At 73.2% G+C, this 23,826-nt stretch carries 20 protein-coding genes and 1 pseudogene; 9 read left to right on the forward strand and 12 right to left on the reverse strand.

Going from position 1 to position 23,826, the window contains the following annotated elements:
• Positions 1-178 precede the first annotated feature (178 nt).
• A complete protein-coding gene (locus tag ACIP5W_RS22895; RefSeq protein WP_401476478.1) occupies positions 179-1,030 on the forward strand; it encodes a helix-turn-helix domain-containing protein in 852 nt (283 codons plus the stop codon).
• 9 nt (positions 1,031-1,039) lie between these two features.
• Positions 1,040-1,234 carry a hypothetical protein gene (locus tag ACIP5W_RS22900; RefSeq protein WP_401476481.1) on the forward strand — a complete coding sequence of 65 codons (195 nt, stop codon included), beginning with the start codon at positions 1,040-1,042 and terminating at the stop codon, positions 1,232-1,234.
• A 158-nt stretch (positions 1,235-1,392) separates the two neighbouring features.
• On the opposite strand, the gene ACIP5W_RS22905 is transcribed toward ACIP5W_RS22900, so the two are convergent.
• Positions 1,393-2,181 (reverse strand): methyltransferase domain-containing protein, encoded by a 789-nt coding sequence (locus ACIP5W_RS22905; RefSeq protein ID WP_401476484.1) that lies wholly within the window; start codon positions 2,179-2,181, stop codon positions 1,393-1,395.
• A gap of 126 nt (positions 2,182-2,307) precedes the next feature.
• Complete coding sequence (locus ACIP5W_RS22910) at positions 2,308-2,913, reverse strand: GNAT family N-acetyltransferase (protein ID WP_401476487.1); 606 nt, start codon at positions 2,911-2,913, stop codon at positions 2,308-2,310.
• Positions 2,914-3,177: 264 nt separating this feature from the next.
• On the opposite strand from ACIP5W_RS22910, the gene ACIP5W_RS22915 reads away from it, so the two are divergent.
• Positions 3,178-4,788 (forward strand): subtype B tannase, encoded by a 1,611-nt coding sequence (locus tag ACIP5W_RS22915; RefSeq protein WP_401476551.1) that lies wholly within the window; start codon positions 3,178-3,180, stop codon positions 4,786-4,788.
• Positions 4,789-5,054: 266 nt separating this feature from the next.
• Positions 5,055-6,248 (forward strand): flavin-containing monooxygenase, encoded by a 1,194-nt coding sequence (locus ACIP5W_RS22920; protein ID WP_401476490.1) that lies wholly within the window; start codon positions 5,055-5,057, stop codon positions 6,246-6,248.
• Between the two features lie 261 nt (positions 6,249-6,509).
• Here ACIP5W_RS22920 and ACIP5W_RS22925 read toward each other — a convergent pair whose 3' ends face one another.
• Positions 6,510-7,985: an MFS transporter gene (locus tag ACIP5W_RS22925; protein WP_401476493.1), complete on the reverse strand. Its 1,476-nt coding sequence runs from the start codon at positions 7,983-7,985 to the stop codon at positions 6,510-6,512.
• Positions 7,986-8,056: 71 nt separating this feature from the next.
• On the opposite strand from ACIP5W_RS22925, the gene ACIP5W_RS22930 reads away from it, so the two are divergent.
• Positions 8,057-9,061, forward strand: a complete 1,005-nt coding sequence (locus ACIP5W_RS22930) for a GlxA family transcriptional regulator (protein WP_401476496.1) — start codon at positions 8,057-8,059, stop codon at positions 9,059-9,061.
• A 748-nt stretch (positions 9,062-9,809) separates the two neighbouring features.
• On the opposite strand, the gene ACIP5W_RS22935 is transcribed toward ACIP5W_RS22930, so the two are convergent.
• The 4 genes and pseudogenes from ACIP5W_RS22935 to ACIP5W_RS22950 form a co-directional block, all read right to left on the reverse strand.
• Positions 9,810-10,385, reverse strand: a complete 576-nt coding sequence (locus ACIP5W_RS22935) for an ATP-binding protein (RefSeq protein WP_401476554.1) — start codon at positions 10,383-10,385, stop codon at positions 9,810-9,812.
• 580 nt (positions 10,386-10,965) lie between these two features.
• Positions 10,966-11,241, reverse strand: a pseudogene (locus tag ACIP5W_RS22940) (hypothetical protein); the annotation flags it as partial.
• A 200-nt stretch (positions 11,242-11,441) separates the two neighbouring features.
• On the reverse strand, positions 11,442-11,954 hold the full coding sequence (locus tag ACIP5W_RS22945; protein WP_401476499.1) for an EF-hand domain-containing protein: 513 nt from the start codon (positions 11,952-11,954) through the stop codon (positions 11,442-11,444).
• Positions 11,955-12,051: 97 nt separating this feature from the next.
• Complete coding sequence (locus tag ACIP5W_RS22950; protein WP_401476557.1) at positions 12,052-12,429, reverse strand: STAS domain-containing protein; 378 nt, start codon at positions 12,427-12,429, stop codon at positions 12,052-12,054.
• A gap of 371 nt (positions 12,430-12,800) precedes the next feature.
• Between ACIP5W_RS22950 and ACIP5W_RS22955 the strand changes: the two genes are divergently transcribed.
• Both ACIP5W_RS22955 and ACIP5W_RS22960 read left to right on the forward strand, forming a co-directional pair.
• The gene (locus tag ACIP5W_RS22955; protein WP_401476502.1) at positions 12,801-13,385 is read left to right on the forward strand and encodes an RNA polymerase sigma factor; all 585 of its coding nucleotides are present in this window, start codon (positions 12,801-12,803) and stop codon (positions 13,383-13,385) included.
• On the forward strand, positions 13,382-14,680 hold the full coding sequence (locus ACIP5W_RS22960; protein WP_401476505.1) for a zf-HC2 domain-containing protein: 1,299 nt from the start codon (positions 13,382-13,384) through the stop codon (positions 14,678-14,680). The genes ACIP5W_RS22955 and ACIP5W_RS22960 overlap by 4 nt, the downstream gene beginning before the upstream one ends.
• A gap of 63 nt (positions 14,681-14,743) precedes the next feature.
• On the opposite strand, the gene purU is transcribed toward ACIP5W_RS22960, so the two are convergent.
• Together purU and ACIP5W_RS22970 are read right to left on the reverse strand one after the other, a co-directional pair.
• Positions 14,744-15,628, reverse strand: a complete 885-nt coding sequence (purU, locus tag ACIP5W_RS22965) for a formyltetrahydrofolate deformylase (protein ID WP_382787888.1) — start codon at positions 15,626-15,628, stop codon at positions 14,744-14,746.
• A gap of 66 nt (positions 15,629-15,694) precedes the next feature.
• Positions 15,695-16,195 carry a hypothetical protein gene (locus ACIP5W_RS22970; protein WP_401476508.1) on the reverse strand — a complete coding sequence of 167 codons (501 nt, stop codon included), beginning with the start codon at positions 16,193-16,195 and terminating at the stop codon, positions 15,695-15,697.
• A gap of 118 nt (positions 16,196-16,313) precedes the next feature.
• Here ACIP5W_RS22970 and ACIP5W_RS22975 point away from each other — a divergent pair, with 118 nt between their 5' ends.
• Positions 16,314-17,696, forward strand: a complete 1,383-nt coding sequence (locus tag ACIP5W_RS22975; RefSeq protein WP_401476511.1) for an ABC transporter substrate-binding protein — start codon at positions 16,314-16,316, stop codon at positions 17,694-17,696.
• Positions 17,697-17,727: 31 nt separating this feature from the next.
• On the opposite strand, the gene ACIP5W_RS22980 is transcribed toward ACIP5W_RS22975, so the two are convergent.
• Together ACIP5W_RS22980 and ACIP5W_RS22985 are read right to left on the reverse strand one after the other, a co-directional pair.
• Positions 17,728-19,431, reverse strand: coding sequence for a hypothetical protein (locus ACIP5W_RS22980; protein WP_401476514.1), 1,704 nt, complete (start codon positions 19,429-19,431; stop codon positions 17,728-17,730).
• A 199-nt stretch (positions 19,432-19,630) separates the two neighbouring features.
• Complete coding sequence (locus tag ACIP5W_RS22985; RefSeq protein ID WP_401476517.1) at positions 19,631-21,016, reverse strand: transcriptional regulator; 1,386 nt, start codon at positions 21,014-21,016, stop codon at positions 19,631-19,633.
• Between the two features lie 288 nt (positions 21,017-21,304).
• Here ACIP5W_RS22985 and ACIP5W_RS22990 point away from each other — a divergent pair, with 288 nt between their 5' ends.
• Positions 21,305-21,967 carry a bifunctional DNA primase/polymerase gene (locus tag ACIP5W_RS22990; protein WP_401476520.1) on the forward strand — a complete coding sequence of 221 codons (663 nt, stop codon included), beginning with the start codon at positions 21,305-21,307 and terminating at the stop codon, positions 21,965-21,967.
• A gap of 259 nt (positions 21,968-22,226) precedes the next feature.
• Here ACIP5W_RS22990 and ACIP5W_RS22995 read toward each other — a convergent pair whose 3' ends face one another.
• A complete protein-coding gene (locus tag ACIP5W_RS22995; RefSeq protein WP_401476523.1) occupies positions 22,227-23,186 on the reverse strand; it encodes an alpha/beta fold hydrolase in 960 nt (319 codons plus the stop codon).
• Between the last annotated feature and the right edge of the window lie 640 nt (positions 23,187-23,826).

The following is a 23,826-nucleotide window of genomic DNA, read 5'->3' on the forward strand; positions in this document are numbered from 1 at the left end:
GGGTACGGGTGATGCACTTCCGGGGATGCCGTGACGGCTCTGTAGTCGAGCCATCACCGAATGTAGAGATCAACCGGTAACAGTGTCCAGCAGAATGGGGGTAATTACCTCCATCGCTGATGGACTTGGCCGCGGTTCCCTCGACAGACTTGGGGCGTCCACAGCGCGAAGGGGCAGCATGACTACGAGAAGCACGCCGACCGAGCGGCAGAAGCGCCTGGGTTCGGAGTTGCGAAAGATGCGGGTCGCGGCGGGGGTCACCACGGAGTACGCCGCCGGAATCCTCGGCATCAACCGGACGCGCCTGTCCAACATGGAGTCGGGCATCCGCCCCTTCTCCGCAGAGCGGATCCGCACGCTCGCGTGCAACTACATCTGCCCGGACGAGGCGTACGTCGAGGCGCTCGTCGCGATGGCCGACAGCAAGGAACGCGGCTGGTGGGAGCAGTACCGGGGCACTCTGCCCGCCGGACTCCTGGACATCGCGGAACTGGAGTGGCATGCCTCACGGGTAAGGACTGCGCAGGTGATGCACGTGCCCGGTCTTCTCCAGACCGAGGACTACGCCCGCGCCGTCTTCTCCGCCGGGCTCCCCGCCATGAGCCGGCTCGAGGTGGAACTGCGCGTCGCCAACCGCATGGCTCGCCGACAGGTCTTCGAGCGGCCAACCCCTCTGCCCTACACCGCCTACGTCCACGAGGCCGCGCTGCGCATGCCCTACGGAGGCGTCGAGGTGACCCTCGCGCAACTGCACCACCTCGCAGACCAGTCCGAGCGGGACGCCGTGGAAGTACGCGTGATCCCCACCAGTGTCAGCGGCTTTCCCGGAGCGGGGCACGCACTGCTGTACGCGGACGGCCCCGTGCCACAGCTCGACACCGTGCAACTGGACTCGGCTCACGGACCGGAATTCATCGGCTCCGAGGCTCAACTCACCAAGTACCGTGCGCACCTGAGCTGGATGGAGGACGCCTCGCTGTCACCGACGGCCTCACGCGACCTCATCCTCGACATCGCCCGCGACCTCTGAGGGACGGCCATGAGCACCAAGATCACCTGGGAAGACCCCTACTGCGCCGAAGGCAACAACTGCTTCCGCATAGGCACCGACCTCACCGGCAACGCCTACATAGCCGTCGCCGGACAGGAGGACACCCCCCTCACCGACACCCGCGAAGCCCTCCGCGCCCTCATCCTGGAAATCAAGGCCGGGAGGGCTGACCACCTGCTGTAAGCGGGGGTGTGCACCGATCTCCGGCCCCTCGTACGGGCGGGGGCGCCTGACTCAGTTCCGGCGCCAGGCGGTCAGCAGCTCCTCCGGTCCGATCGACCCGTGCCGCACGCTCCACTCAGGAATAGTATCTCCGCCGGTACTATTCCTGATGTAACCATTCAGCCTGTGCGCGGGCCTCGCACGGCGATCGCCGACACCAGGCTGAACGACGCGTAGAACGGCCCCTGCGACAACCCCTCGAACCAGCGGCGGCCCCGCTCCTCTTCGATGTGGCCTTCTTCGATGGCCTGTTGGAGGTTGCGGCCCAGGCCGAGGGTGTGGTCGGCGTCCGGGAAGTCGCGGAAGACCGGGGTCGTCGCGGTCACGTCGTCGACCTGGAAGCCGGCCGCGGTGGCGAGGCGGGCGAGGCTGCGGCCGACGGTGGCGTTCCGGACCACGTGCCCGGTGGTGTAGCGGGTGAAGGCGCGGCTGGTGTCGAGGTCCTCGGAGTCCACCACGAGGGTGTCCCAGTCCGGTTCGGCGAGGGCGACGACGGCGCCGGGGCGGGTCACGCGGTGCAGGTCGGCCAGGGCGCCGGCCGGATCGGCCACGTGCATCAGGACACGGTCGATCCTGGCCCGGTCCACCGTGCCGGAGGCGACGGGCAGCGCGTGGACGTCGCCCTCGCGCAGGTCCACGGCCCGCAGCCCGGCCGTGCGCTCCCGGGCCCGTTCCAGCATCCGCGGGTCACGGTCGACGCCGATCACCGCGCCAGCGTCGCCCACGCGTTCGGCCAGGGCGGGCAGGTCCGTGCCGGGACCGCAGCCCGCGTCGAGCACGGTCTGCCCCGGCGCGGGGTCCAGCCGGTCGAGCAGCCGCGCCTTGTACGTACGGCCGGCTTCCGCCGCCGCTGCCCGCAGCATGTAGGCGGCCTGGTCCGGCCGGGGTGCCCCGAGGGTCGTCGACATGGCCGCGAGTCAATCACGCGGGCCGGGGGCGGGGGCCTCGGTCGCGCAGATCCGGCAGCGGAAGACGCCCGGGGGACGACGTCGCCGTCGCGGAACCTGTGGACGTGGGCGCCGGAGCCCGCCAGGTCACCCGGGCCCGGCCGGGTCGGGGTCCGTCGCGAGGCGGGCGTGGCCGTGCACGTCCCGCCAGGCGTCCCGGCGGCCGGCCTCCCACATCGCGCCGCGCAGGGTGCCCTCGTAGCGGAACCCGCAGCGCTCGGCGATCCGGCAGGACGCCTCGTGGCCGAGGGCGTGGCCCAGCTCCAGCCGGTGCAGGCCGAGCCGGGCGAAGAACCAGTCCGTGGCCAGCCGCAGGGACCGGGTGGCCACCTGCCGGCCGCGGGCCTCGGGCAGTACCCAGTAACCGACGTTGGCGCAGCTGCGGACGCGGTCGACCGCGTTGAGGCCGACCTGCCCGAGGACCGTCCCGTCCTCCGCGTCCGTGACGCAGAGGACGACCGCGGTCCCGGCCTCCGTGGCCGCCGTCCTCGCCCGCAGCGACTCCCGCGCGCCGGCGGTGTCCGTGACGGCCCGCAGCGGGGTGTTCCAGCGCAGGAACTCGGGGTCGAGGTGCGCGCGCAGCCACGCGTCGACGTCGGCGGCGGATGCGGGGTCCCAGGGCCGCAGACGGAGGCCGTGGCCGTCGAGCACGGGGGCGGGCGGGCCGTCGTGCGGCTCGGGGAGATCGGTCATCCCGCCATTGAACACCGGCCGCTTCCCCTGAACACCGGCCGCTTCCGCCCACATGCCGGAACGGTCCCTCCCTGCCCGCGTGTGCCGTTCCCCCGGCTCCGTGAAAACAGGCTGTGTCCCCGCCGTGAACCTGTGCATCCCCCATGAGGTGCGCGGGATTGTTGGCAATTTTGTCCGCGATCCGGCTACGTTCGCTGACGTCAGCACCCGCAGCGAGGGAGTCGAACCGTGAAGCACAGGGCAGTCAAGCGCAGGTCGGTCGTCATGGGCATCGGGGCCGGCGCCGGGGTCGCGGCGGTGGGCGGCCTCGCCCTCAGCGCCCAGGCGTCGGCCGGCGGGACCTCGGCCTCGTCTTCGTCCGGCTCGGGCTCCCTGGGCTCCCTGGCCTTCGACCCGGACGCCCACACCGAGCTGACGACCACCGTCACGGACACCGAGGGCACCGAGCACTCCGTGACCTACCACTTCTGGAAGGCGATCACCTACGTCGCCAAGCCGGTGGACGAGAAGTACCAGAGCCTCAACGTCAGCGTCCCGGTGAAGATCGACGGCACCGCGGTGGACGCCTCGGACGCGCCGATCCTGTTCGCGAACTCCGTCGGCGGGTACATGCCGTCCTCCGTCGCGGACGCCACCGGCGTCGGCGGCCCCGCCGGCGGGCCCATGGGAGGCGGCGGCGCCCCCGGCGGTGCGACCGCCCCGACCGGCTCGCCCAGCCCCTCCGCCTCCAACGCGACGGGCGACACCAACGCCACCGGCGGCGCCCTGAACACCAACCAGCTGCTCGCCCTCGCCGCCGGTTACGTCGTCGTCGAGCCCGGCGCCCGCGGCCGTACCCTCAAGAACTCCGCCGGCGAGTACTACGGCGTCGCCCCCGCCGCGATCGTCGACCTCAAGGCCGCCGTGCGGTACGTCCGCGCCAACAAGGGCCGCATCCCCGGCGACACCGACCGGATCGTCTCCGCCGGCACCAGCGCGGGCGGCGCCCTGTCCTCGCTGCTCGGCGCGTCCGGCGACAGCCCGCTCTACGCGCCCTACCTGGAGGAGCTCGGCGCGGCCGACGCCTCCGACGCGATCTTCGCGACCGGCGCCTGGTGCCCGATCACCGACCTGGAGCACGCCGACGGCGCCTACGAGTGGAACTGGGGCACCAACGCCACCTCCGCCGGCACGGCCGTCGACCAGTCGGTGTCGAAGGAGTTGCGGGCCCGGTTCGCGGAGTACCAGGCCGGCCTCGGGCTCAAGGGACTCGGCGGCTTCGGCACGCTCAACGCCCGCAACTACGACGAGTACCTGGTCAAGCAGTACCTGGAGCCGTCGGCCACCACTCACCTCGCCGCCCTGTCGGACTCGGCGCGGGCGGCCTACCTCGCCGCGAACCCCTTCATCACCTGGAAGAACGGCCGGGCCTCCTTCTCCTGGACCGACTTCCTCACCCACGTCGGCGCCCGCAAGAAGAACGTCCCGGCGTTCGACGCCTTCGACCTCTCCTCCGGGGAGAACAACGAGTTCGGCAAGGGCACCACGCTCGCCCGGCACTTCACGGCGTACGGCCAGCAGAACGACACGACCGGTCTCACCGCCAAGCGGGTCGACGCCGACATCCCCGAGCTGCTGCGGCTGATGAACCCGATGTACCACCTGGTCGACAAGCCCAACGCCGGTCGCAGCAAGCACTGGTGGATCCGGCTGGGCACCAAGGACTCCGACACGTCCCTGACGGTCTCCGCGAACATCGCCGCCGCCGCGCACGGCCTCGGCGACGACGTGGACCACCTCTACTACTGGGACCAGGGCCACGGCGCCAACACCGACCCGGGCGACTTCATCCAGTGGATCGCCAAGGTGACGGGGCGCAAGGCCAAGCGGAAGTAGTCCCCTTCCCCGCGGCCCCCGCCCAGCCCAGGCGGCCTCCGCCGGGCCGCCCCTGAACGGCGGCGTCCGTTTCCCGTCATAAGAATCGACGCCGCCTCCCGCGACGCCGGACCCCCGCTCACCCGGGCCCGGCGTCGCGGCTTGTCCGCCGCCAGGTGACCGGCGTCACCATCCGCACACACCATTCGCACAGGCGTGATCGATCCGCAACCAATTCCGGTCTTGACCGAGACCCATCAATGCTGTGCGTGATTACGCTCGCGCTCATGGAAGACTCCGCACCGCAGCCGAACCCCTCCGCGACCAGTGCCGCGAACGCGGCCGACCGCCCGGTCTACGTCATCGGCGGCGGCCCCGGCGGCCTCGCCACCGCGTACGCGCTGCGCGCCCGGGGGATACGCGCCGTCGTGGTGGAGAAGTCCGACCGGGTCGGCGCGTCCTGGCGGCGGCACTACGACCGGCTGCACCTGCACACCACCCGGCGCCGCTCGGCACTGCCCGGTCTGCCGATGCCCCGCCGCTTCGGACGGTGGGTCGCCCGCGACGACGTGGTGCGCTACCTGGAGAAGTACGCCGAGCACCACGAGCTGGAGATCGTCACCGGCGTCGAGGTGTCCCGCGTCGAGCGGACCCCCGACGGCACGGGCTGGCTGCTGCACGCCTCCGGGGGACGCGAGCTGACCGGCGCGGCGGTCGTCGTCGCCACCGGCTACAACCACACCCCGGCGCTGCCCGACTGGCCCGGCCGCGACACGTTCACCGGCGAACTGATCCACGCCGCCGCCTACCGCAACGGCACGCCGTACGCGGGCCGGGACGTCCTCGTCGTCGGTGTCGGCAACACCGGTGCCGAGATCGCCGTCGACCTGGTGGAGAGCGGCGCCGGGCGGGTACGGCTGGCCGTGCGCACGGTCCCGCACATCGTGCGCCGCTCCACCGCCGGCTGGCCGGCCCAGTACAGCGGCATCCTCGTACGGCGGCTGCCCGTCAAGCTCGTCGACCGCGTCTGCCGACTGCTGGCCGGGGTCAGCGTGCCGGACCTGTCGGCGCAGGGACTGCCGCGCCCGGACACCGGGCTCTACACCCGCGTCCGCGAAGGGGCGATCCCGGTGCAGGACGTCGGCCTGATCGACGCGGTGCGCACGGGGAAGGTCGAGGTCGTGGCCGCGGTGGACGGCTTCGAGGACGGCGAGGTCGTCCTCGCCGACGGCACCCGCGTCCAGCCGGACGCCGTGATCGCCGCGACCGGCTATGTCCGCGCCCTGGAAGACCTGGTCGGCCACCTCGACGTCCTCGACCCTCGCGGCAGACCGACCGCCCACGGCCCCCGCACCCCGGCCACCGCCCCCGGCCTCTACTTCACCGGCTTCACCAACCCCATCAGCGGCAACCTCCGCGAACTCTCCCTCGACGCGGAACGCATAGCGAAGGCGGTGCGCCGCCGACTGGGGCGGGGCTGAGGGACGGACAAGCCGGCGGGTGCGGTGCGGGAGGGGGCACCGGCCGGCCCGGCCCTCGCACCGGGACGCGCTGCCCGGGTCCTCCCGGCTCACCGGCGTCCTCGCCCGGACCGGCTGCACGGTCCGCACGGTCCACGCGGGTGGCGACCACCTCGTCGTCGTGGGTCGGGCCGGGCCGGGTGCACGGCCCGGAAGCGTCCGACGGGGACGGGGACGGGGCGCCGCCGCTCGACCGGGGACGGTGCCGGCGGGAGCCGGCCGTCAGGCGGGCGCGGGCGCGGCGGGCACGAGGGGAGCCGTGGGCCTGCGCCTGATCACCAGCGCCATCAGCGCCGCCGCCGCGCACAGCGCTCCCGAGGCGTACCAGACCACGTCGTAGGAACCGAAGGCGTCGCGGGCCACGCCGCCGAGGAAGGCGACCAGGGCCGCGCCGATCTGGTGGGAGGCCAGGACCCAGCCGAAGACGATGGCGCTGTCCTCGCCGTAGTGCTCGCGGCACAGGGCCAGGGTGGGCGGGACGGTGGCGACCCAGTCGAGGCCGTAGAAGACGATGAAGAAGATCATCGGCGGGTGGACCGTCGGGGCCAGCAGGATCGGCAGGAAGAGGAGCGAGACGCCGCGGAGCGCGTAGTACACCGCCAGCAGCCGGCGCGGTTCGAAGCGGTCCGTGAACCAGCCGGAGGCGATCGTGCCGACCACGTCGAACACGCCGATCACCGCCAGGAGTGAGGCCGCCGCCGTGACGGGCATGTGGTGGTCGTGGGCGGCCGGCACGAAGTGGGTCTGGACCAGGCCGTTCGTGGAGGCGCCGCAGATCGCGAAGGTCCCGGCCAGCAGCCAGAACGGGCCGGTGCGCAGCGCCGAGAACAGGACCGTGACCGCGCGCCTCGCCGCGCCCGGCACCGGGGCCGGCTTGGGGACGAACTCCGTCGCCCCGTACGGCTTCTGGCCCACGTCCGCCGGATGGTCGCGCAGCAGCAGCCAGACGAAGGGGACGACCGCGAGGGCGGCGAGGGCGACCGTCACCGCCGCCGGGCGCCAGTCGTGGCGGGTGATCATCCAGGACAGCAGCGGCAGGAAGATCAGCTGGCCGGAGGCGGAGGCCGCGGTGAGGATGCCGCTGACCAGGCCCCGGCGCTCGGTGAACCAGCGGTTGGTGACCGTCGCGGCGAAGGCGAGGGCCATCGAACCCGAGCCGAGACCCACGAGCAGGCCCCAGCACAGCAGCAGTTGCCAGGCCGCCGTCATCCACACCGTCAGGCCGGAGCCGAGCGCGATCACGGTCAGCGCGACGGCCACCACCCGGCGGATGCCGAAACGGTCCATCAGCGCCGCGGCGAAGGGCGCGGTGAGCCCGTAGAGGGCGAGGTTGACCGACACGGCCGCGCCGATCGTGCCTCGCGACCAGCCGAAGTCCTCGTTCAGCGGATCGATGAGCAGGCCGGGCAGCGAGCGGAAGGCCGCCGCCCCGATGATCGTGACGAAGGTGACGGCGGCGACGGACCAAGCCCGGTGGACGCGCGGCCGCCTACCGGCACGAGGAGCCCCACCGGGGGCCGCCCCCACCGCCCGGGAGACGCCCGCGTCCGGTGCCCCGTCCGCCTCGGCCCCGGTCGCCCGGGTCCCGTTCTCCTCGGCCCCGGTCACCTCGGCCTTGTTCACCTCGGCCTTGTTCACCTCGGCCCCATCCGCCCCGGCCCCGGTCGCCCCGGCCCCGGTCATGTCTGTCTGCGTCACGTCATAGAGCTTCGGGTCCACGACCGCCCGGAGCGAGTGGCCCGAAGGACGATGTTCGTTAGGATCGGGCCATGAGCCCCTCCTCAGGCCTCCGCCCGCACCGCGTCGTCGTACTCGCCCTCGACGGCCTGCTCCCCTTCGAGCTGGGCATCCCGCACCGCATCTTCGGCCGCCCGAAGGACTCCGAGGGACGGCACCTGTACGAGGTCGTCACCTGCTCGGTCCGGTCGCCGGGGCCGGTGGAGACGGATGCCGACTTCGCCGTCCAGGTCGCGCACGGCCCGGAGGCGCTGGCCACCGCCGACACCGTGATCGTCCCGGCGTCGTACGAACTGGGCCCGGTCTTCGAGGAGGGCGTCCTGACCGACGAGCTCGCCGCCGCGCTCGCCCTCGTCCGCCCCGGCACCCGCCTCGCCTCCATCTGCACCGGCGTGTACGTCCTGGCCGCCGCCGGCGTCCTCGACGGCCGCCCCGCGACCACGCACTGGGCCGACGCCGCCCGGCTCCAGCGCCTGTTCCCCGGCGTCAGGGTCGACCCCGACGTCCTCTTCATCGACGACGGCGACGTCCTGACCTCGGCGGGGGTCGCCGCCGGCATCGACCTGTGCCTGCACATGGTGCGCCGTGACCACGGCACGGCCGTCGCCAACGAGGTCGCCCGCCGTACGGTCGTACCGCCGCACCGCGACGGCGGGCAGGCGCAGTACATCGAGCGGCCGGTGCCCGATCCGCAGTTGTCCGGGACGACCGCGGCGCGCGCATGGGCGCTCGGCCACCTCCACGAGCCCATCCAGCTGCGGGACATGGCCGCCCAGGAGGCCATGTCGGTACGGACGTTCACCCGCCGCTTCCGCGAGGAGGTCGGGGTCAGTCCCGGCCAGTGGCTCACCCGGCAGCGCGTCGAACGCGCCCGGCACCTGCTGGAGTCCACCGGCCTCTCCGTCGACCAGGTCGCCCGGGACGCCGGCTTCGGCACCGCCCAGTCGATGCGCCAGCACCTGCAGGCGGCGCTCGGGGTGACACCGACGGCGTACCGGCGGACGTTCCGGACGGAGAGCGGCGCCGTCAGAACGTGAGGACGCGCAGTGGCGCCGGCCCAGGATCAGGTGGAGACGGGCATCGCGCAGGGCCGGAAGCCGGAGTGGCGAGCAGTCGCCCACAGCCTGTGGACAAGGGGGGTGGTGCGCCTTCCCGCTCTCCGCGATGCCCGAACCGGCCACCGGCGCCACCGGAACGCCGGTGGCGCCGGTGGCGATCCCGTGAGGGGCGTCCGGGACAACCGGCGGTCAACCACCCCTGGGTGCACGCCGGATGGCGGCGCGGCCTCCTCCGCTCCCGACCGTGCTCGAGCGGGAGGCACCCCGTGCCGCCCCGAGCACGGCACCGCGCGCCACCATCCGGCTCGGCGTACCCGCCCCGGTCTCCCCCGGCCCCGAGGGACCCGACGCCGAATCACGACCCACACTCGGCGAGGGTCCCGTCACCGGAACCCTCGTCGTCCCCTCGCGGCGAATCGCTGCCCACAAGCGTGATCAAACGGACACCTGACGTCAACACCCGTTCGGGGATTTGTGACTTACGTCCTATTTGCGTTGGGCGCGCACGGAAGCACGCGCGGGCGCACCGCCACCCGCCCCGGCCGGACCGGCAGCGCTTTCTGCATCCGTGCCCCGCACCCCGCGCGCCGTTCGGCTCCGCCGACGTCCGTGCACCGCCGCCGCATGCCAGGTCACGCCCGTCCCGCCCCGCTGTCCCGCCCCGTCAGGTCGCGCCGGGTCACGCCCTGCCCGCGCCGGTCCACGTCGGCCCTCGGATGCGGCCGCGTCACACTGCTTCGTACGCGAAGCCCTCGTAAACCGGCGCCCGGAAGGGGCCGGTCCCGCCCTCGGCCGCACCGCCGCGGTCCACCACTCCGACGCGGTCCACCACTCCGACGCGGTCCACCACTCCGACGCGGTCCGCCGCGCTTCCGCGGTCCGCCCCGCTTCCGCGGTCGGTGTCGTCCAGCGTCCGCGCACAGCGGTCGAGTTCGCACCAGATGCGCTTGCCGGGGCCCTCGACGCTCCAGCCCCAGCGGTCCGCCAGGCCGTCCACGAGGGCCAGTCCGCGGCCGCCCGTCGCCTCGTCGCCCACACAGCGGGGCACGGGCGCCCGGCTGCTGCCGTCCACCACCTCCAGCCGGACGGTGGCCCGCCCCGTCTCGACGCCCGGCAGCGAGAGCCGCAGCACGGCCGGACGGCCGGTGTGCACCACGGCGTTGGTGACCAGCTCGGAGACGAGCAGGATCAGCGTCTCGGCGAGCGGCTCGTCGGCCCCTATCCCGGACCCGGCGAGGCGCGAACGGGCCCATCGCCTGGCGCGACCCACTTCAGCGGGGTCGGGCCGGATCTCCAGCTGCACTTGAAGCACCTGCACCGCTCACACCATCCGAACCGGCGGACACATGGCCGCGCGCCACGTGAGCCACGCAAGCCACGCGAGCACCATGACGACGGGGGCCACGATCGTAGCCATTTTCCGCATGGCCAGAACAACGGCCAGAGGCGGGGTGACGGAACGTGATTCCCTTACGAGACAGCTTGGTTGACGTACAGTCACCTCAACAAGCGCTTCGGGCATATTCCAGCGCGAAGGAGTACGCGTGCGGCATACTGTGCGACGCTTGTCGCGGAGAGTCGAACAGGCCGTGATTCCACGCCCGTCCGGCCTGCGAGCAGGCACGCGCACCGTCGGATCCGGCACTGCCCCGGGGGCACCACCGGCACGGCTCGCGCTCGTAGCCACTCGCATCACACAGAAGGTACCGGAGCGATCCCCCGACTCCGGCCCGTGACGGGTCACGCCTCGGCCACAACCACAACTCACGCTCCGTGACCACCCCGTGCCACGATCAGTGACAGGACTCCCGGCCGGTGCCCGTCGCCGCAGGCCGAAGCCTTCAAAAGCCGTCCCGGACAGCAGATCGCGCGCCGACAGACCCTCACTCTGCGTACGGCCCCCGGCACGTGGCGCACGCACCCGGTCCCGCTTCAGCAGCAGGTGAAACCCGTCCCGCCGCACCCCGAAGGCAGTCGCACGCGCCGCGTACGGCGGTCCCGTCGGCGGGGAGCCGGGCCGCCGCGACGCCGGCGGGGCCGACGGTGCCGGCGGCGGCGTGGACGGCGGCCCGCGCCACCTCCACCCGCGCCGACGGGTCCGCGCACAGACTCCCGACGGCCCGGAAGGCCACGATCGGCTGTCCGAACTGCTCCCGCGCCCGGGCGTGTTGCGCGGCCGGCTCGCCCGCGCGCGTGGCGCCACCGAGCTGCCCGGCCGCAGGGAGGAGGACGGCGACAGGTCAGGAGAGGGGCCGGGGCGCAGCCCCGCGGCGGGGCCTCTCGACCCGGCGAGTCGGGCGGGCAGGTGGGAAGGGCGGGGCCCCGGGCCGGGTCCTGGGCGCAGCCCCGCGGCGGCCGCCTACTCCGGCACGGTGAAGTAGCGGGCGAACGCCGGCACGACCTCCGCCTCCCCCACCTTGCCGTCCGCGTCACCGTCCAGCGCGCCCGCGGCCCCCCGGGCCACGCCCTCACCGGCACCGAGCGCCCTCAGCACCCGCACCGTGTCGTCGACCGTGGCCCGCCCGTCCCCGTCGCCGTCCGCGACGGCGAGCGCCGCGTGCAGGAACGGCCGGGCGATCTCGGCGAACCGCTCGGGGTTGTCACGGAGCCGTTTGACCGCCCCGCCCACGAACTCGTCGCGGGTGATGCGCTGATCCCCGTCGCGGTCGGCCATCCCGGCCATGCCCTGCCAGAACGCCTCGGCACCGGCGTACAGCGCCTGCCCCTTGTCGGACCGGGCCGGCACTCCGAACTCGGCGAGTACGGCCTTCGCGGCGGAGGCGAAGTCCTCGCGGTCGATGTAGCCGTTGCCGTCCTGGTCGAAGGTGGCGAACCGGTCGGCGATCCTGCGTTCGTACTCGCTGCTCACCATGTCTGTGGGCCGCCTCACGTCGTCGCGTCGGGTGTGGGTGGACTCTCCGCAGGGGAGCGTACGACGCCGGCGGCTCCGGGGCGGAACCGGCCGGACCCTAGGCGGACAGCGGCTCGGTGCCGTCCACGGCCTCGGCGACATCGCCGTACACGTCGAACAGCCGGCGCACCCCCAGCGCGCCGAGAACCCGGTTGACGTGGGAGTCCTCGACCGCGCCGCCCGCCGGCAGGATCAGGCGCAGGCGGCCCCGGCAGGAGCGGATCAGCCGCCGGGAGGCGATGAGGACGCCGACTCCGCTGGAGTCGCAGAAATGCACCTCGGAGAGGTCCAGGACGAGGCTGTGGCGGCCCTCGGCCACTTCGTCGTGCACCCGTTGGCGCAGCAACGGGGACGTCACCAGGTCCAGTTCGCCCGACACCCGGAGCACGGCCCAGCCGCCCCGTTCGCCGACGGTCACTTTGAAAGCCACCCACACGCCCTTCATCCGCCCGAACGGAAGCCGTCCCTTCGCTTCCTCGCAGCGCGGCTGCCCAGCGGCCGTTCCCCGAAACTGCGAGCAAAAAACAACCGATTCGAGAAAGAGGCTTGTTCCGATCGCTACCAGTCCTGTTCGATCCCATCAGGGCAGGACCCAATCAACCCTGATCCAGCCTGATCACCGGCAAGTCGGGTAGGCGCGCCCAGAGCATGCCTTTACCACCCTCCGAAGTGCAGGGGGCGCACATTGCACCAAAGGGGCGTGCGTCGTCGGACGTGCCGACTACATTCGAGGTGACGATGCGCGCAGGCTGGACAGGGACAGGTCCCGGCGGGGGCGCCGGGCACGGGCAGGACTGAGGGGGCCGCATGGCGAAGAAGGACGCACCGCCCCACTGGGACCGCAGGATGCAGCAGCGCCTCGCGCGCGGGGAGGCCGCCGCCCTCGGTGAGCTGTACGACCAATTCGCTTCGCTCGTGCACGGCCTGGCCCACCGGGTGCTGGGGGACGAACGGGCCGCCGACGGCGTCACCCACGAGGTCTTCGCGCACGTGTGGGAGCGCCCGGACTCCTACGACCCCCGGGAGGGCCCTCTGCGCACCTGGGTCGCCGCCCTGACCCACCGCCTGGCGGTGCAGCGCCTGCGCGCCGCGGAGACCGCGGCGCTCGCGCCGGACGGCTCCGGCAGCACCGAGGAACTGGAGAACAAGGTGCGTCACGCCTCGGTCGCCGCCCGCGCCGACTACATCGTCCAGTCGATGCCGGCCCCGCTGCGCGCCGCCCTGGAGCTGGCGTACTTCCAGCGCCGCGACTACCGCCAGACCGCCGCCGACCTCGGTGTCACCGAGGACGAGGCGCGCCGGCGCCTCCGCCTCGGCCTGCAACTGCTCTCCACGGCCCACGACGCCGCCGCCCCCGGCGCCCCGCCCGGACACTACGGGGGTGCGGCATGACCGAGGACCGGTTTCCCGAGGACACCGAGGACACAGGAGCCGACGGGCTCCCGCTCCCGCGGGCCCCGCGCGCCTCCGTGGCGGACGGCGGCCTCCCGCGGCCCGCTCCGGACCCCGCCCCTCCAGCACCGCCGCGCCTGGAACACCCGGTGCTCAAGGCGCTGTTGGGAGCCTGGGCGCTGGCCGCCTGCTCGGCCGAGGAGACCGCCGCCGTCGAGGACCACCTCGGCGACTGCGGGGCCTGCGCCGACGAGGCCCGGCGGCTGCGCGAGGCGGTCGGCCTGCTCCAGCGCCCCGACAGCCTCAACCTGGATCCGGGCCTGCGCACCCGCGTCCTGGAGAGCTGCCTGGACCGGCGCCCGCCGCGCATCCCGGTGCCCGACTGGGCGACGGCGTACGACGCGGAGACCGCCCGGCTGGACGCGCTGCTCCAGGACTTCGGGGACGCGGAGTGGCACGCACCCGTGCGGCTGCGCTGGTTCCGCGGCGAGGACGCCACCAGCCGCCGTACGACCGTCGCCGGGGTCATCGCCCACCTGCTCGCGGTGGACGGGCTGGTCGCCGTCGCCCTGGGCCTCGACGATCCCCTGGGCCAGGCCGCGGGCGGCTCCGCGGGCAAGCCGGCCGGCACGCCCGCGGAGCGGACGGAGGCGTTCTGGGAAGCCTCGCGCTTCCCGCCGACCCGGTCCGTGCGCGGCCCCTGGCGGGAGCAGGCCCACGCGGTGGTCCGCACGGTGTCCTCCGGCGACGGGGACGCCTCCCGCGCGGGCGAAGCCGGGCGTGACGAAGACCCCGGCACCGTCGCGGTGTCGTACGGCGACTTCGAACTGCCGCTGCGGGATGCGCTGGTGGACCGGGCCTTCGAGTGCTGGGTGCACGCCGTGGACATCGCCGAGGCCGTCGACTACCCCTACGACCCGCCCGCGCCGCGCCACCTGCGCGGCATGGTCGACCTCGCCGCCCGGATGCTGCCGGCCGTCCTCGCCGAACGCCGCCGCGCGGGACTGGCCGGGCCGGGCGACCGCCGGCACCTGGTGACCGCCGGGCGTCCCGGCCGCAGCCTGCGGCTGGAGATCGAGGGACGGGGCGGCGGCGAGTGGTTCATCCCGCTCGACTCCCCGGCCGCGGTGGGCTCCGCCGACCACGAGGTGGCCCATGTCGCCCTGGACGACGTGGAGTTCTGCCGGCTCGCGGCGGGCCACGTCTCCCCGGAGGAGGCGGCGGCCGGCCAGCTGGGCGACCGGACGGCCATCCGCGACGTCCTGTCCGCGGCGGCGTCCCTGAGCCGGATGTAGGAGCCCGGCCGGGACGGAAGCGGAGCCGAGCGGCGGCAAACGCGGCAAACGCGGCAAACGGGCCTATGCGAAGACGACCGTCCGCCGCCCGTTCAGCAGGATCCGGCGCTCCGCGTGCCACTTCACGGCCCGCGCCAGCGCCTGGCACTCCACGTCCCGTCCGACGGCCACGAGCTGGTCCGGCGTGACGTCGTGCCCGACCCGCTCGACCTCCTGCTCGATGATCGGCCCCTCGTCCAGGTCGGCCGTCACGTAGTGGGCCGTCGCGCCGATCAGCTTCACACCCCGCGCGTGCGCCTGGTGGTACGGCTTCGCGCCCTTGAAGCTCGGCAGGAACGAGTGGTGGATGTTGATGATCCGCCCGCTGAGCTGCTTGCACAGGTCGTCCGAGAGGACCTGCATGTAGCGGGCCAGCACGACCAGCTCGACGCCCTCCTCGCGGACGATCTCCAGCAGTCGCGCCTCCGCCTCGGCCTTGTTCTCCTTCGTCACCGCGATGTGGTGGAAGGGGATGCCGTACGAACCCACCAGCTCGGCGAAGTCGGTGTGGTTGGACACCACGGCCGCGATCTCCACCGGCAGCGCGCCGGTCCGGGCGCGGAACAGCAGGTCGTTCAGGCAGTGGCCGAACCTGCTGACCATCAGGACGATGCGCATCTTCTCGTCGGCCCGGTTGATCTGCCAGTCCATGTGGAAGGAGTCGCCGATCGCCGCGAAGCTCGCCCGCAGCTTGTCCACGGTCACCGGCGACTCCGCCGAGAAGTGGACGCGCATGAAGAACAGTCCCGTGTCGTGGTCGCCGAACTGCTGGCTGTCCTCGATGTTGCAGCCGGTCATGAACAGGTAGCTGGACACGGCGTGCACGATGCCCTGCTTGTCGGGACAGGACAGCGTGAGGACGTACTGGTCGGCGAGGGTCGCCGTGGCGCGGGTGGACTGCTCACTCATGCAGCACAGGGTCTCATGACAGGTCGCACCCGCAGGAAATCCGTCCGCAGGGCGGAATCCCGTCCGTCACGCCGTCCGCGTCATGATCCGCAGCACTTCGAGCGTGCGCGGCGGGGTGTCCGGCTCCTCGCCGTCGGCCACCGCCATGCGCACGTGGGCGTCGCGCGCCGCCCGGACCGCGTCCGGCCAGCCCTCGTGGTCGACGTAGGCGGAGACCGGAGCGTCCGGCCCGACCTGGTGCATGATCCGCAGGACGCGCAGTACGGCGGTGTCGACGAGCGCCGCCTCCTGGGAGTCGCGGAAGATCGTGCCGACGTACTTCTCGGCGGACCAGTTGTCGAGCCAGGTGTCCTCGACCAGGCGGTACACGGCGTCGGTGACGTCCCCGTACCCGTCCACGCCAGCCAGCCAGACGTCCCGCTGGAACACCGGGTCGGAGAGCATGTGCAGCGCGGAGCGCACATTGCTGCGCCAGCGCCACCACGGCATGTCGTTGAGTGGCATGCCGCCCATGGTGGAGGAGCGACGGCCGCGACGGGAAGAGTTCTCCGAACCTTGCACGGTCATCGATCGTACGTTTCCCCGCCCCGTGGGCCGCGCCGGCCCCCGCAATTCACCTCTCCGTCACTCCCCGTTGACCGTGGGTCACTCGGAGGTTGGCCGTGTGCCGGAATCGTGCAGGAACATGACCGGCAGGCAACGCACGCGAAGCACCTTCCTCCTCAGGTTCCTCCGCCCCACCAGGTCTTTCACCACCACCGTCCGGTCGGCGGGCGCCCTCGTGGCGTGTGCGTCGCTCGCCGCCGGCTGCGCGCTCGCCCCCGGTGCCACGGGGGGCTCCGGGGACGGCTCGATCGTCGTCATGACCTGGGCGCCCGAGGGCACCGCGGCCACCAACAAGCCCGGCATGCCCGCCTTCGCCCGCGCCTACGCCCGGTGGGTCAACGCCAACGGCGGGCTGAACGGCCGCAAGCTCGAGGTCCTCACCTGCAACGACCACAACAACGGCGTGGACGCCGCGAAATGCGCCCGGCAGGCCGTGAAGGCGGGCGCGGTCGCCGTCATCGGCTCCTACAGCCAGCGCTCCGATTCCTTCCTCCCGTACCTGGAAGGCGCCGGCATCCCCTACATCGGCGGCTACGGCGTCACCAACGCCGAGTTCACCAGCCCGCTCTCCTACCCCGTCAACGGCGGCCAGCCGGCCCTGCTGGCCGGCCTCGGCAAGGAACTCGCCGCGGACTGCGGCCGCGTCGCCCTCGTGCGCCCCGACACCATCGCGGGCGACGCCCTGCCCGCCATGCTCGACGCCGGCCTCACGGCGGGCGGCCACGACAAGGCCGTGGACCAGCTGGCCGCGGAGGACGCCACCGAGTACTCGACCCAGGCCGACGCCGCCCTGAAGGAGGTGACCGCGCCGAGCGGGACCGGACGGGCCGGCAACAGCAGCAACACCGACAACGCCGATGGCACCGACAAGGCCGGCAGGGGCGGGGGCGGGTGCGTGGTCCCCGCCCTCGGCGACCGCACCGGCACCTTCATGGACTCCTTCCGGCGCGCCCGCGAGGACTACCCCGACGTGAGCACCGCCACCGTCCTCGGCAGCGTCGACCAGACGGTCATCAACTCCACCGGCGGCGCGTCCAGCGCCTTCGAGGGGGCCTACGTCACCGGCTGGTACCCGGTGGCGAGCGACCCGCGCTGGGACCCGATGAAGAAGGTGATCAGCGAGAGCGCCTTCTCCGACACCCGGATCGACCCCGCGGACACGGGCGTGCAGACCACCTGGATCGCCTACACCGTGTTCAAGAAGGTCGTGGAGTCGCTGGGCGGCGGCGCGGTGACCGCGGACACCGTCACCGGCGCCCTCGACGACGGCCTGCGGATCAGCACGGGCGGGCTCACGCCCACCCTGCGCTGGGAGTTCACCGACCAGCTCGCCTCGATCGGCTTCCCGCGCCTGGTCAACGCCAACGTGACCCTGCAGACCGTGAAGCAGGGCCGGCTGGCGGCGGCCAAGAAGGGCTTCGTCGACGTCACGAGGACGCTGGAGAACGCCGACGTCGACTGAGGCCGACGCCGGCCGGGCCCCCCTCCCCGGGTCACAGCTGTGTCGGCTGCCGCTCCGTCAGTCCGTACGTCTTCGCGATCGCGTTCCACAGCTCGGCGGCCCGCGTCTTCTGGGCGCTGGCCGTACCGCTCGCGCGGTTGGCCTCCTGCGTCCGGCCCGTGCCGCGGGCCTGGCCCTTCTTGCAGAGCTTGCCCTTCTCGGCGGCCACCTGGTCGGCCCAGGCCGCGTAGTGGTCGTCGGCGGAGGCCGAGGCCTGCCACGCCTTGGTGAGCGCGGCGGTCAGCTCGGCGTGGTCCGGCAGCCGGTCGACGGCCAGGCCGGACAACTCGGTGACCAGCCCGGTGCGCTGCTTCGCCGCGTCCCGCAGGTCGGCGGCGGCCTTGGCGAGGTTGTCGCACCTCTTCACGTCGGCGACCGCGCTGATCACGGTCGCCCGGCTGCTGCCGCTGTCCGCGAGCAGCTTGTCCAGGGCGATCGCCTGCTGCTCGGCCGCGTCGGCGGACGCCGACGCGGAGCCCTCGGTGGCGGGCTGTGACGCGGCGACGGTCTTGTTGCCGTCGCCCTCCTCGTCACCGCCCCCGCCGGAGAGCAGGGCGCCCGCGCCGACCCCGACGACGACGAGGGCCACGCCGACCGCCGCGAACAGCGGCACCCGCGAGCCGCTGCGGCCGCCGCCCCGGTGGTCGTCGTCGCGCATCGCGCGCCGCCCGCCGGAGCCGCCGCCGGGCGGCGTGTACGAGGGCTGGGCGTGGGCGGCGGGGCGAGCGGCGGGGCGGGCGCCGTGGCCGGGGGGCTCCGGCTCCGAGAAGCGCGGCATCTGCTGCGTGGACCCGGCCGGGCCGTCGTCGGCGGGGCCGCTGCGGAAGAGGTTGTCGAACTCGGCGGGCGGCTGCTTCTCGCCGGCGCCGTACAGGCCCTGACCGGTCACCGGCGGGATGTACTGGGTGGCCTCGGCGTCGGCATGGGAGCCGTGCTGCCCGCCGTGGGCGGCCTGTGGCCGCGGACCGTGCTGCTGGGCGCGGCCCAGGAAGTGGGTGGACTCCGAGGGGAACTCGGGCGGCAGGGCGCCCGGCGGGACCGGCGGGAGGTACTGCGTCGCGCCCTCGTCCCCCGGCACCGGTGCGGGGACGGGCGGTATGTACTGGGTGGCCCCCTCGTCCAGCGGCGCGGACGCGGAGACCGGGGGTATGTACTGGGTGGCCCCCTCGTCCACGGGCGCGGGCCCGGACGCGGAGACGGGGGGTATGTACTGGGTGGCGCCGTCGGCCATGGGAGGCAGCGGCGCGGCCGGCGCGCCGTGGCCGTACGACGGCGCGGGGGCGCCCTCGGGCGGCAGCGGGCCGGCGCCCTGACCGGGTCCGGGCTGCGGTGCGGCCCGCCACGCGTCGGGGCCGGCCGGCTGCGGGGTGTCCCACTGCCGGTCCCCGCCCCACTGCTGCTGGTCCGCCGGGGGCGGCCAGGCCTGCTCCGGCTGCTGCCCGGACCGCTGCCCCGGCCGGTACTCCGACTGCTGTTCCGGCCCCCAGGACCGGTCCCAGGTCTGCCCGCCGGCCGACGGGCCCGCCGGCGGCGGGGGCGACGGCTGCCGGCCGTACTGCTGCCGGCCGGCGTGGGGATCTTGCCGCGGGCCGTTCGCCGTGCCCGGCAGCAGGGGTTCCCCGCCGTCGGAGGGCAGCACGATGCCTTCGCGCGCGGGCCGCGCCGAGGGCTCCTCGCCCTGTCCACTCTGCGTCACCGGGACTCCTACTGATGGGGGACCTTCGGAATCGTCGGCTCACGCTACCGGGTCCCCGGAACCCCGTGCCACGCAGCTCAGGTCATGATCTCCCTCCCGTGCGACGGGTGGAGGACCGAAGCACCGTGCGCCGCACCCGCCGCCGGCCTTGCGACGGCGGGCCGTTTCCCGGCCGTTCACACCACGGCGCCCCGGATGTTCACGCGGCGGCCTGGAGATCCAGTCGCGCCCCGAACTCCCTGACCACGGGCTCCTCCCGGAACGGTTCCAGCCGCTGCTGGAGGTCCGCCAGGTACTCGGCACCGCGGTCGGAGCGGAGCGTCTCCAGCAACTCCACCGCTTTCGTACCGGTGTTGCAGGCCTGCTCGACCTCCCGCTGCTGCACCTGCGCCGTGGCCAACAGCACATATCCGATGGCCCGTCGGCGGGCCCGGCTCTCCGGGTGCCCGGCCAGCGACTGCTCCGCGCAGCGCGCCGCAGCCTCGGCCTGACCGAGGTCACGGTGACAGTGCGCCAACTCGTCGGCCAGGTAGGCCTCGTCGAAGTGCGCGATCCACGCCGGGTCGTCCCCGGCGGCCGGATCGGCCGCCTCCAGCGCCGACACGGCCCGCCCGGAAGCCACTTGAGCCGCCCGTACGTCACCCATGAGGGCGTGCCCGCGGGCCTCGGCGGCGTGGAACATGGCCTCCGCTCGCGGCGTCACCCGCCCCCGCGCCCCTTCCTGCGCCGCACGCGCCAACTGGGCGATCTCGCGCGGGTTCCCGAGCTGGGCGGCGAGGTGGCTCATGGAGGCGGCGAGCACATAGCCGCCGTACCCGCGGTCGCCCGCCGCCTGGGCGAGGCGCAGGGCCTGGATGTAGTAGCGCTGGGCGAGGCCGGGCTGCCCGGTGTCGACGGCCATGTAGCCCGCCAGTTCGGTGAGTCGGGCCACGGACGCGAAGAGTTCGCGTCCCACCGCCTCCCGGTAGGAGCCGGCGAGCAGGCCGGAGACGACGCTGTTGAGGTAGTGCACGACGACCGGGCGCACATGCCCGCTGCCGTACTGGTGGTCCAGTTCGACCAGCGCCCGGGTCATCGCCTTCACGGCCGCCACGTCGGACAGGCCCACCCGGGGTCCGGCCGAGCGCGCCACCTGCGCGTCGGGCGAGGAGATCAGCCAGTCGCGGCTCGGTTCGACCAGCGCGGAGGCGGCTACGGACGCCCCCGAGAGGAAGTCCCGCCGGCCCACGTCACTGCGCCACAGCTCGCAGACCTGCTCGATGGCCCCCAGCACCGTCGGCGAGAACTGGAGACCGACGCCCGACGCGAGGTTCTTGCCGTTGGCCATGCCGATCTCGTCGATCGTGACCGTGCGGCCGAGTTTGCGTCCCAGGGCCTCGGCGATGACCGCCGGGGCGCGTCCCCGCGGCTGCTGTCCGCGCAGCCAACGGGCCACGGACGTCTTGTCGTAACGCAGGTCGAGACCGTGCTCGGCGCCGCACATGTTCACGCGGCGGGCGAGCCCGGCGTTCGAGCATCCCGCTTCCTGGATGAGCGCCTGCAGCCGTTCGTTCGGCTGCCGCGCGACGAGAGGCCTTGCGGCCATTGGCACTACCCCCTGTGGCTGCGGTGCCTTTCCCGCGCACCGAGTTGATGTGTCTTCCACCGAAAACTTCCGGCCGTGAAGATCAATGCCCCGCAGACAGGACGAGAATGCGAGGCATGCGAGGATTGCCTGGGTAAAGACGGAAGCTTCCCCCAAGCGTCACTACCCGCTCACGCGCTCGTTCCTCCCGCGCGCCCCCGGTCATGCCCCCGTGCGCCCCGAACGGGGAATCGGTGCTCCTCCCCCGCGCACGTGGGCGGGCCGTAACCCCTGGTGACGCCCAGAGTTGTGTTCATCGTGGAAGAGACCATCGCGGGCGCCGAGGCAACCCAGATCACGAAGCAGCGCGGGGAATCGCTGCTGGAGACCGCTGTTCGCTACGCCGAGGAACGTCACTGGGACGTCGTCCCCGGCACCTGGCTGGAAGTTGTCGACGGGACGCAGCGCTGCTCCTGCGACGACGCGGCGTGTCCGGCGCCCGGAGCGCACCCGGCCCGGCCCGACTGGGCGACGCAGGCGACGGGCAGCGCGACCGTCGCGCGGCGCATGTGGCAGGAGCAACCCGACGCGTCGATCCTGCTGCCGACCGGGCGGACCTTCGACGCGATCTCCGTGCCGGAGACGGCGGGGTTCCTGGCGCTGGCACGGCTGGAGCGGATGGGGTCGGCGCCGGGTCCGGTCACGTCGGCGCCGGACCGGCGGATGCACTTCTTCGTCCTTCCCGGGGCTGCGGCCAAGGTGCCGGATCTGGTCCGCGCGTCGGGATGGACGCCGTCCTCCCTCGACCTCGTCGCGCTGGGCGCGGGGGCGTACGTGGCGGCGCCGCCCACGCGGTTCGGGTCGCGGGGGGCCGTGCAGTGGGCCTGCCGGCCCACGCCCGCCAACCGGTGGCTGCCGGACGTGGAGGAGTTGATCTCGCCCCTGGCCTACGCGTGCGGCAGGGACCGCTAGTGCTGTGACCGGAAAGGTTCACCGGCTCGCGACGTCCGGCACGGCTCCCCCGCGCTCGGCTTCGCTCGCGCGGGAGGGGCCCCCACCGCCGCGTTGTCGCATCACCCGAGTACATCCGGTACGCGGGCAATGCTCCGCCTTGCGATGCACCGCACCGGGCGCCGCGAGCTTTCCGGCAAACCTTTCCGGCCACAGCACTAGAGAGCGTCTTCCGGGGGGCGCCTCGCGCGAAGGCGCCCGGTCTCCCCCGTCGGCCCGCTCAGTGCGCCAGCACCCCGTCCAGGAACGGCTCGACGGCCGTCCGCCAGCCCTCCGGCTGGTCGTAGTGCACGAGGTGACCGGCGTCGGCCACCTCCGCGTACTCCCCGCGCGGCAGCACCCGCACCATCTCCTGCGCCTCCGCGCGCCCCAGTTCGCCGTTCAGGCCGCGGACGACCAGGGTGGGGCAGCGGACCTGGGCGAGTTCCTCCCAGTGGGCGTCGTAGACCCAGGTCTCACGGGACTTGAGCATCTGCTCGGGTTCGAAGACGGGGCGCCAGCCGTCGGCGGACTCCTGCATCACCTCGGCGTAGAACTCGCCGCGCGCCGGGTTGGGCCGCTCCACCCAGGGGTCGTCCTCGCCGAACCACTTGCGGACGTCGGCGAGGGTGGCGAAGGGAAGGGGCCAGGACGTGAACCAGTCGGCCCACTCGCGCTGCGAGGCCGCGCCGAGCGCGGAGGCGCGCATGTCGCAGATGATCACGCCGGAGATCAGGTCGGGGCGCTTGGCGGCGAGCTGCCAGGCGGTCAGGGCGCCCATCGCGTGACCGACGAGGACGGCGGGGGCGAGGCCGAGCTGTTCGAGGGCGGCCTCGGCGTCCTCGACGTACGCCTCGCGGGTGAAGGCGGCCCGCGGCGGCTTGTCGCTTTGGCCGTGGCCCCGCTGGTCGAGGGCGACGGCGCGGTGCCGCTCGGAGAGCCAGCGGGCGGTGGACGCCCAGTGCGAGGCCCGGCCCATCAGGCCGTGCAGTAACAGCACGCCGGTGGTGCGCTCGGAGGCCGCCGGTCCGGACCACCCCCCACCCGCAGCGGCCGGTTCCCCGGTCGGCGTCCTGGCCGACTGGGCCGGAATCACGGCTTCCGGGCCGTTCTCCGCCGGGTCCTTCTTGGGCGGGTCGCCGAACTCCCAGGCCGCCAGGCGTACACCGCCCACCCCGGTCACGTCGATGCGTCGCGCCATAGCTCCTGGCACCCCCTCGCTCCCGCTCGGACCCCTCGCTCCCGCTCGAGCCGGCCGGTCCGGTCACGCGTCGTGTCTGCCGTCGTACCGCTGTGCTGCTCAGTGCCTCACTGCCCGCGCCCCACGCATCGCGTCACGCACGGGGCCCTCATCCGCACGCTATCGAATGACAATTCGAAAAAACTTGCTTCCGTGAGCAACACCCCTCGTTCGAGTGACCCCCCTCAAGGAATGATCGCCGCCACCGAGGGGAGACCTTCAGCGGGAGGCGGACCGCTCGGGGAAACCGGTCCGAAGGGAATGACCTTGAGAGCTCGGGGCTCCAGGTCAGAACAGGGGAGGACAGGCCCCGGCGCCGCAGGGCGCCGGGGCCCTCCCATGATCCGCGGCACGTCATCCCGCCCCCTCAGGTCATATGCCTCACGCGACAGCCTGGCACGCGCGGCGCCGGAGCGCTGCGGTTCGACACAGGGAATCACCGATTCGAGGACATCGACAGGACGCCTCAACCACCCGGGCATCCTGAGGAGTTGAACAACACTCAGCTAGTAGGGCTTGGTCAGGTTCGTATGGGTGTGGGTATGTCGCGGCGGCAGGTGGGGCAGGCGCCGGTCCAGGTGGCGAGGAGTGTCTGCAGTTC

The organism is Streptomyces sp. NPDC088766, assembly GCF_044750845.1.
Classification (GTDB): domain Bacteria; phylum Actinomycetota; class Actinomycetes; order Streptomycetales; family Streptomycetaceae; genus Streptomyces.

Coding starts and splice junctions, on each gene's coding strand:
- ACIP5W_RS22895 (WP_401476478.1), top strand. CDS start 179: ATGACTACGAGAAGCACGCCGACCGAGCGGCAGAAGCGCCTGGGTTCG.
- ACIP5W_RS22900 (WP_401476481.1), top strand. CDS start 1,040: ATGAGCACCAAGATCACCTGGGAAGACCCCTACTGCGCCGAAGGCAAC.
- ACIP5W_RS22905 (WP_401476484.1), bottom strand. CDS start 2,181: ATGTCGACGACCCTCGGGGCACCCCGGCCGGACCAGGCCGCCTACATG.
- ACIP5W_RS22910 (WP_401476487.1), bottom strand. CDS start 2,913: ATGACCGATCTCCCCGAGCCGCACGACGGCCCGCCCGCCCCCGTGCTC.
- ACIP5W_RS22915 (WP_401476551.1), top strand. CDS start 3,178: ATGGGCATCGGGGCCGGCGCCGGGGTCGCGGCGGTGGGCGGCCTCGCC.
- ACIP5W_RS22920 (WP_401476490.1), top strand. CDS start 5,055: ATGGAAGACTCCGCACCGCAGCCGAACCCCTCCGCGACCAGTGCCGCG.
- ACIP5W_RS22930 (WP_401476496.1), top strand. CDS start 8,057: ATGAGCCCCTCCTCAGGCCTCCGCCCGCACCGCGTCGTCGTACTCGCC.
- ACIP5W_RS22945 (WP_401476499.1), bottom strand. CDS start 11,954: ATGGTGAGCAGCGAGTACGAACGCAGGATCGCCGACCGGTTCGCCACC.
- ACIP5W_RS22955 (WP_401476502.1), top strand. CDS start 12,801: ATGGCGAAGAAGGACGCACCGCCCCACTGGGACCGCAGGATGCAGCAG.
- ACIP5W_RS22960 (WP_401476505.1), top strand. CDS start 13,382: ATGACCGAGGACCGGTTTCCCGAGGACACCGAGGACACAGGAGCCGAC.
- purU (WP_382787888.1), bottom strand. CDS start 15,628: ATGAGTGAGCAGTCCACCCGCGCCACGGCGACCCTCGCCGACCAGTAC.
- ACIP5W_RS22970 (WP_401476508.1), bottom strand. CDS start 16,195: ATGACCGTGCAAGGTTCGGAGAACTCTTCCCGTCGCGGCCGTCGCTCC.
- ACIP5W_RS22975 (WP_401476511.1), top strand. CDS start 16,314: ATGACCGGCAGGCAACGCACGCGAAGCACCTTCCTCCTCAGGTTCCTC.
- ACIP5W_RS22985 (WP_401476517.1), bottom strand. CDS start 21,016: ATGGCCGCAAGGCCTCTCGTCGCGCGGCAGCCGAACGAACGGCTGCAG.
- ACIP5W_RS22995 (WP_401476523.1), bottom strand. CDS start 23,186: ATGGCGCGACGCATCGACGTGACCGGGGTGGGCGGTGTACGCCTGGCG.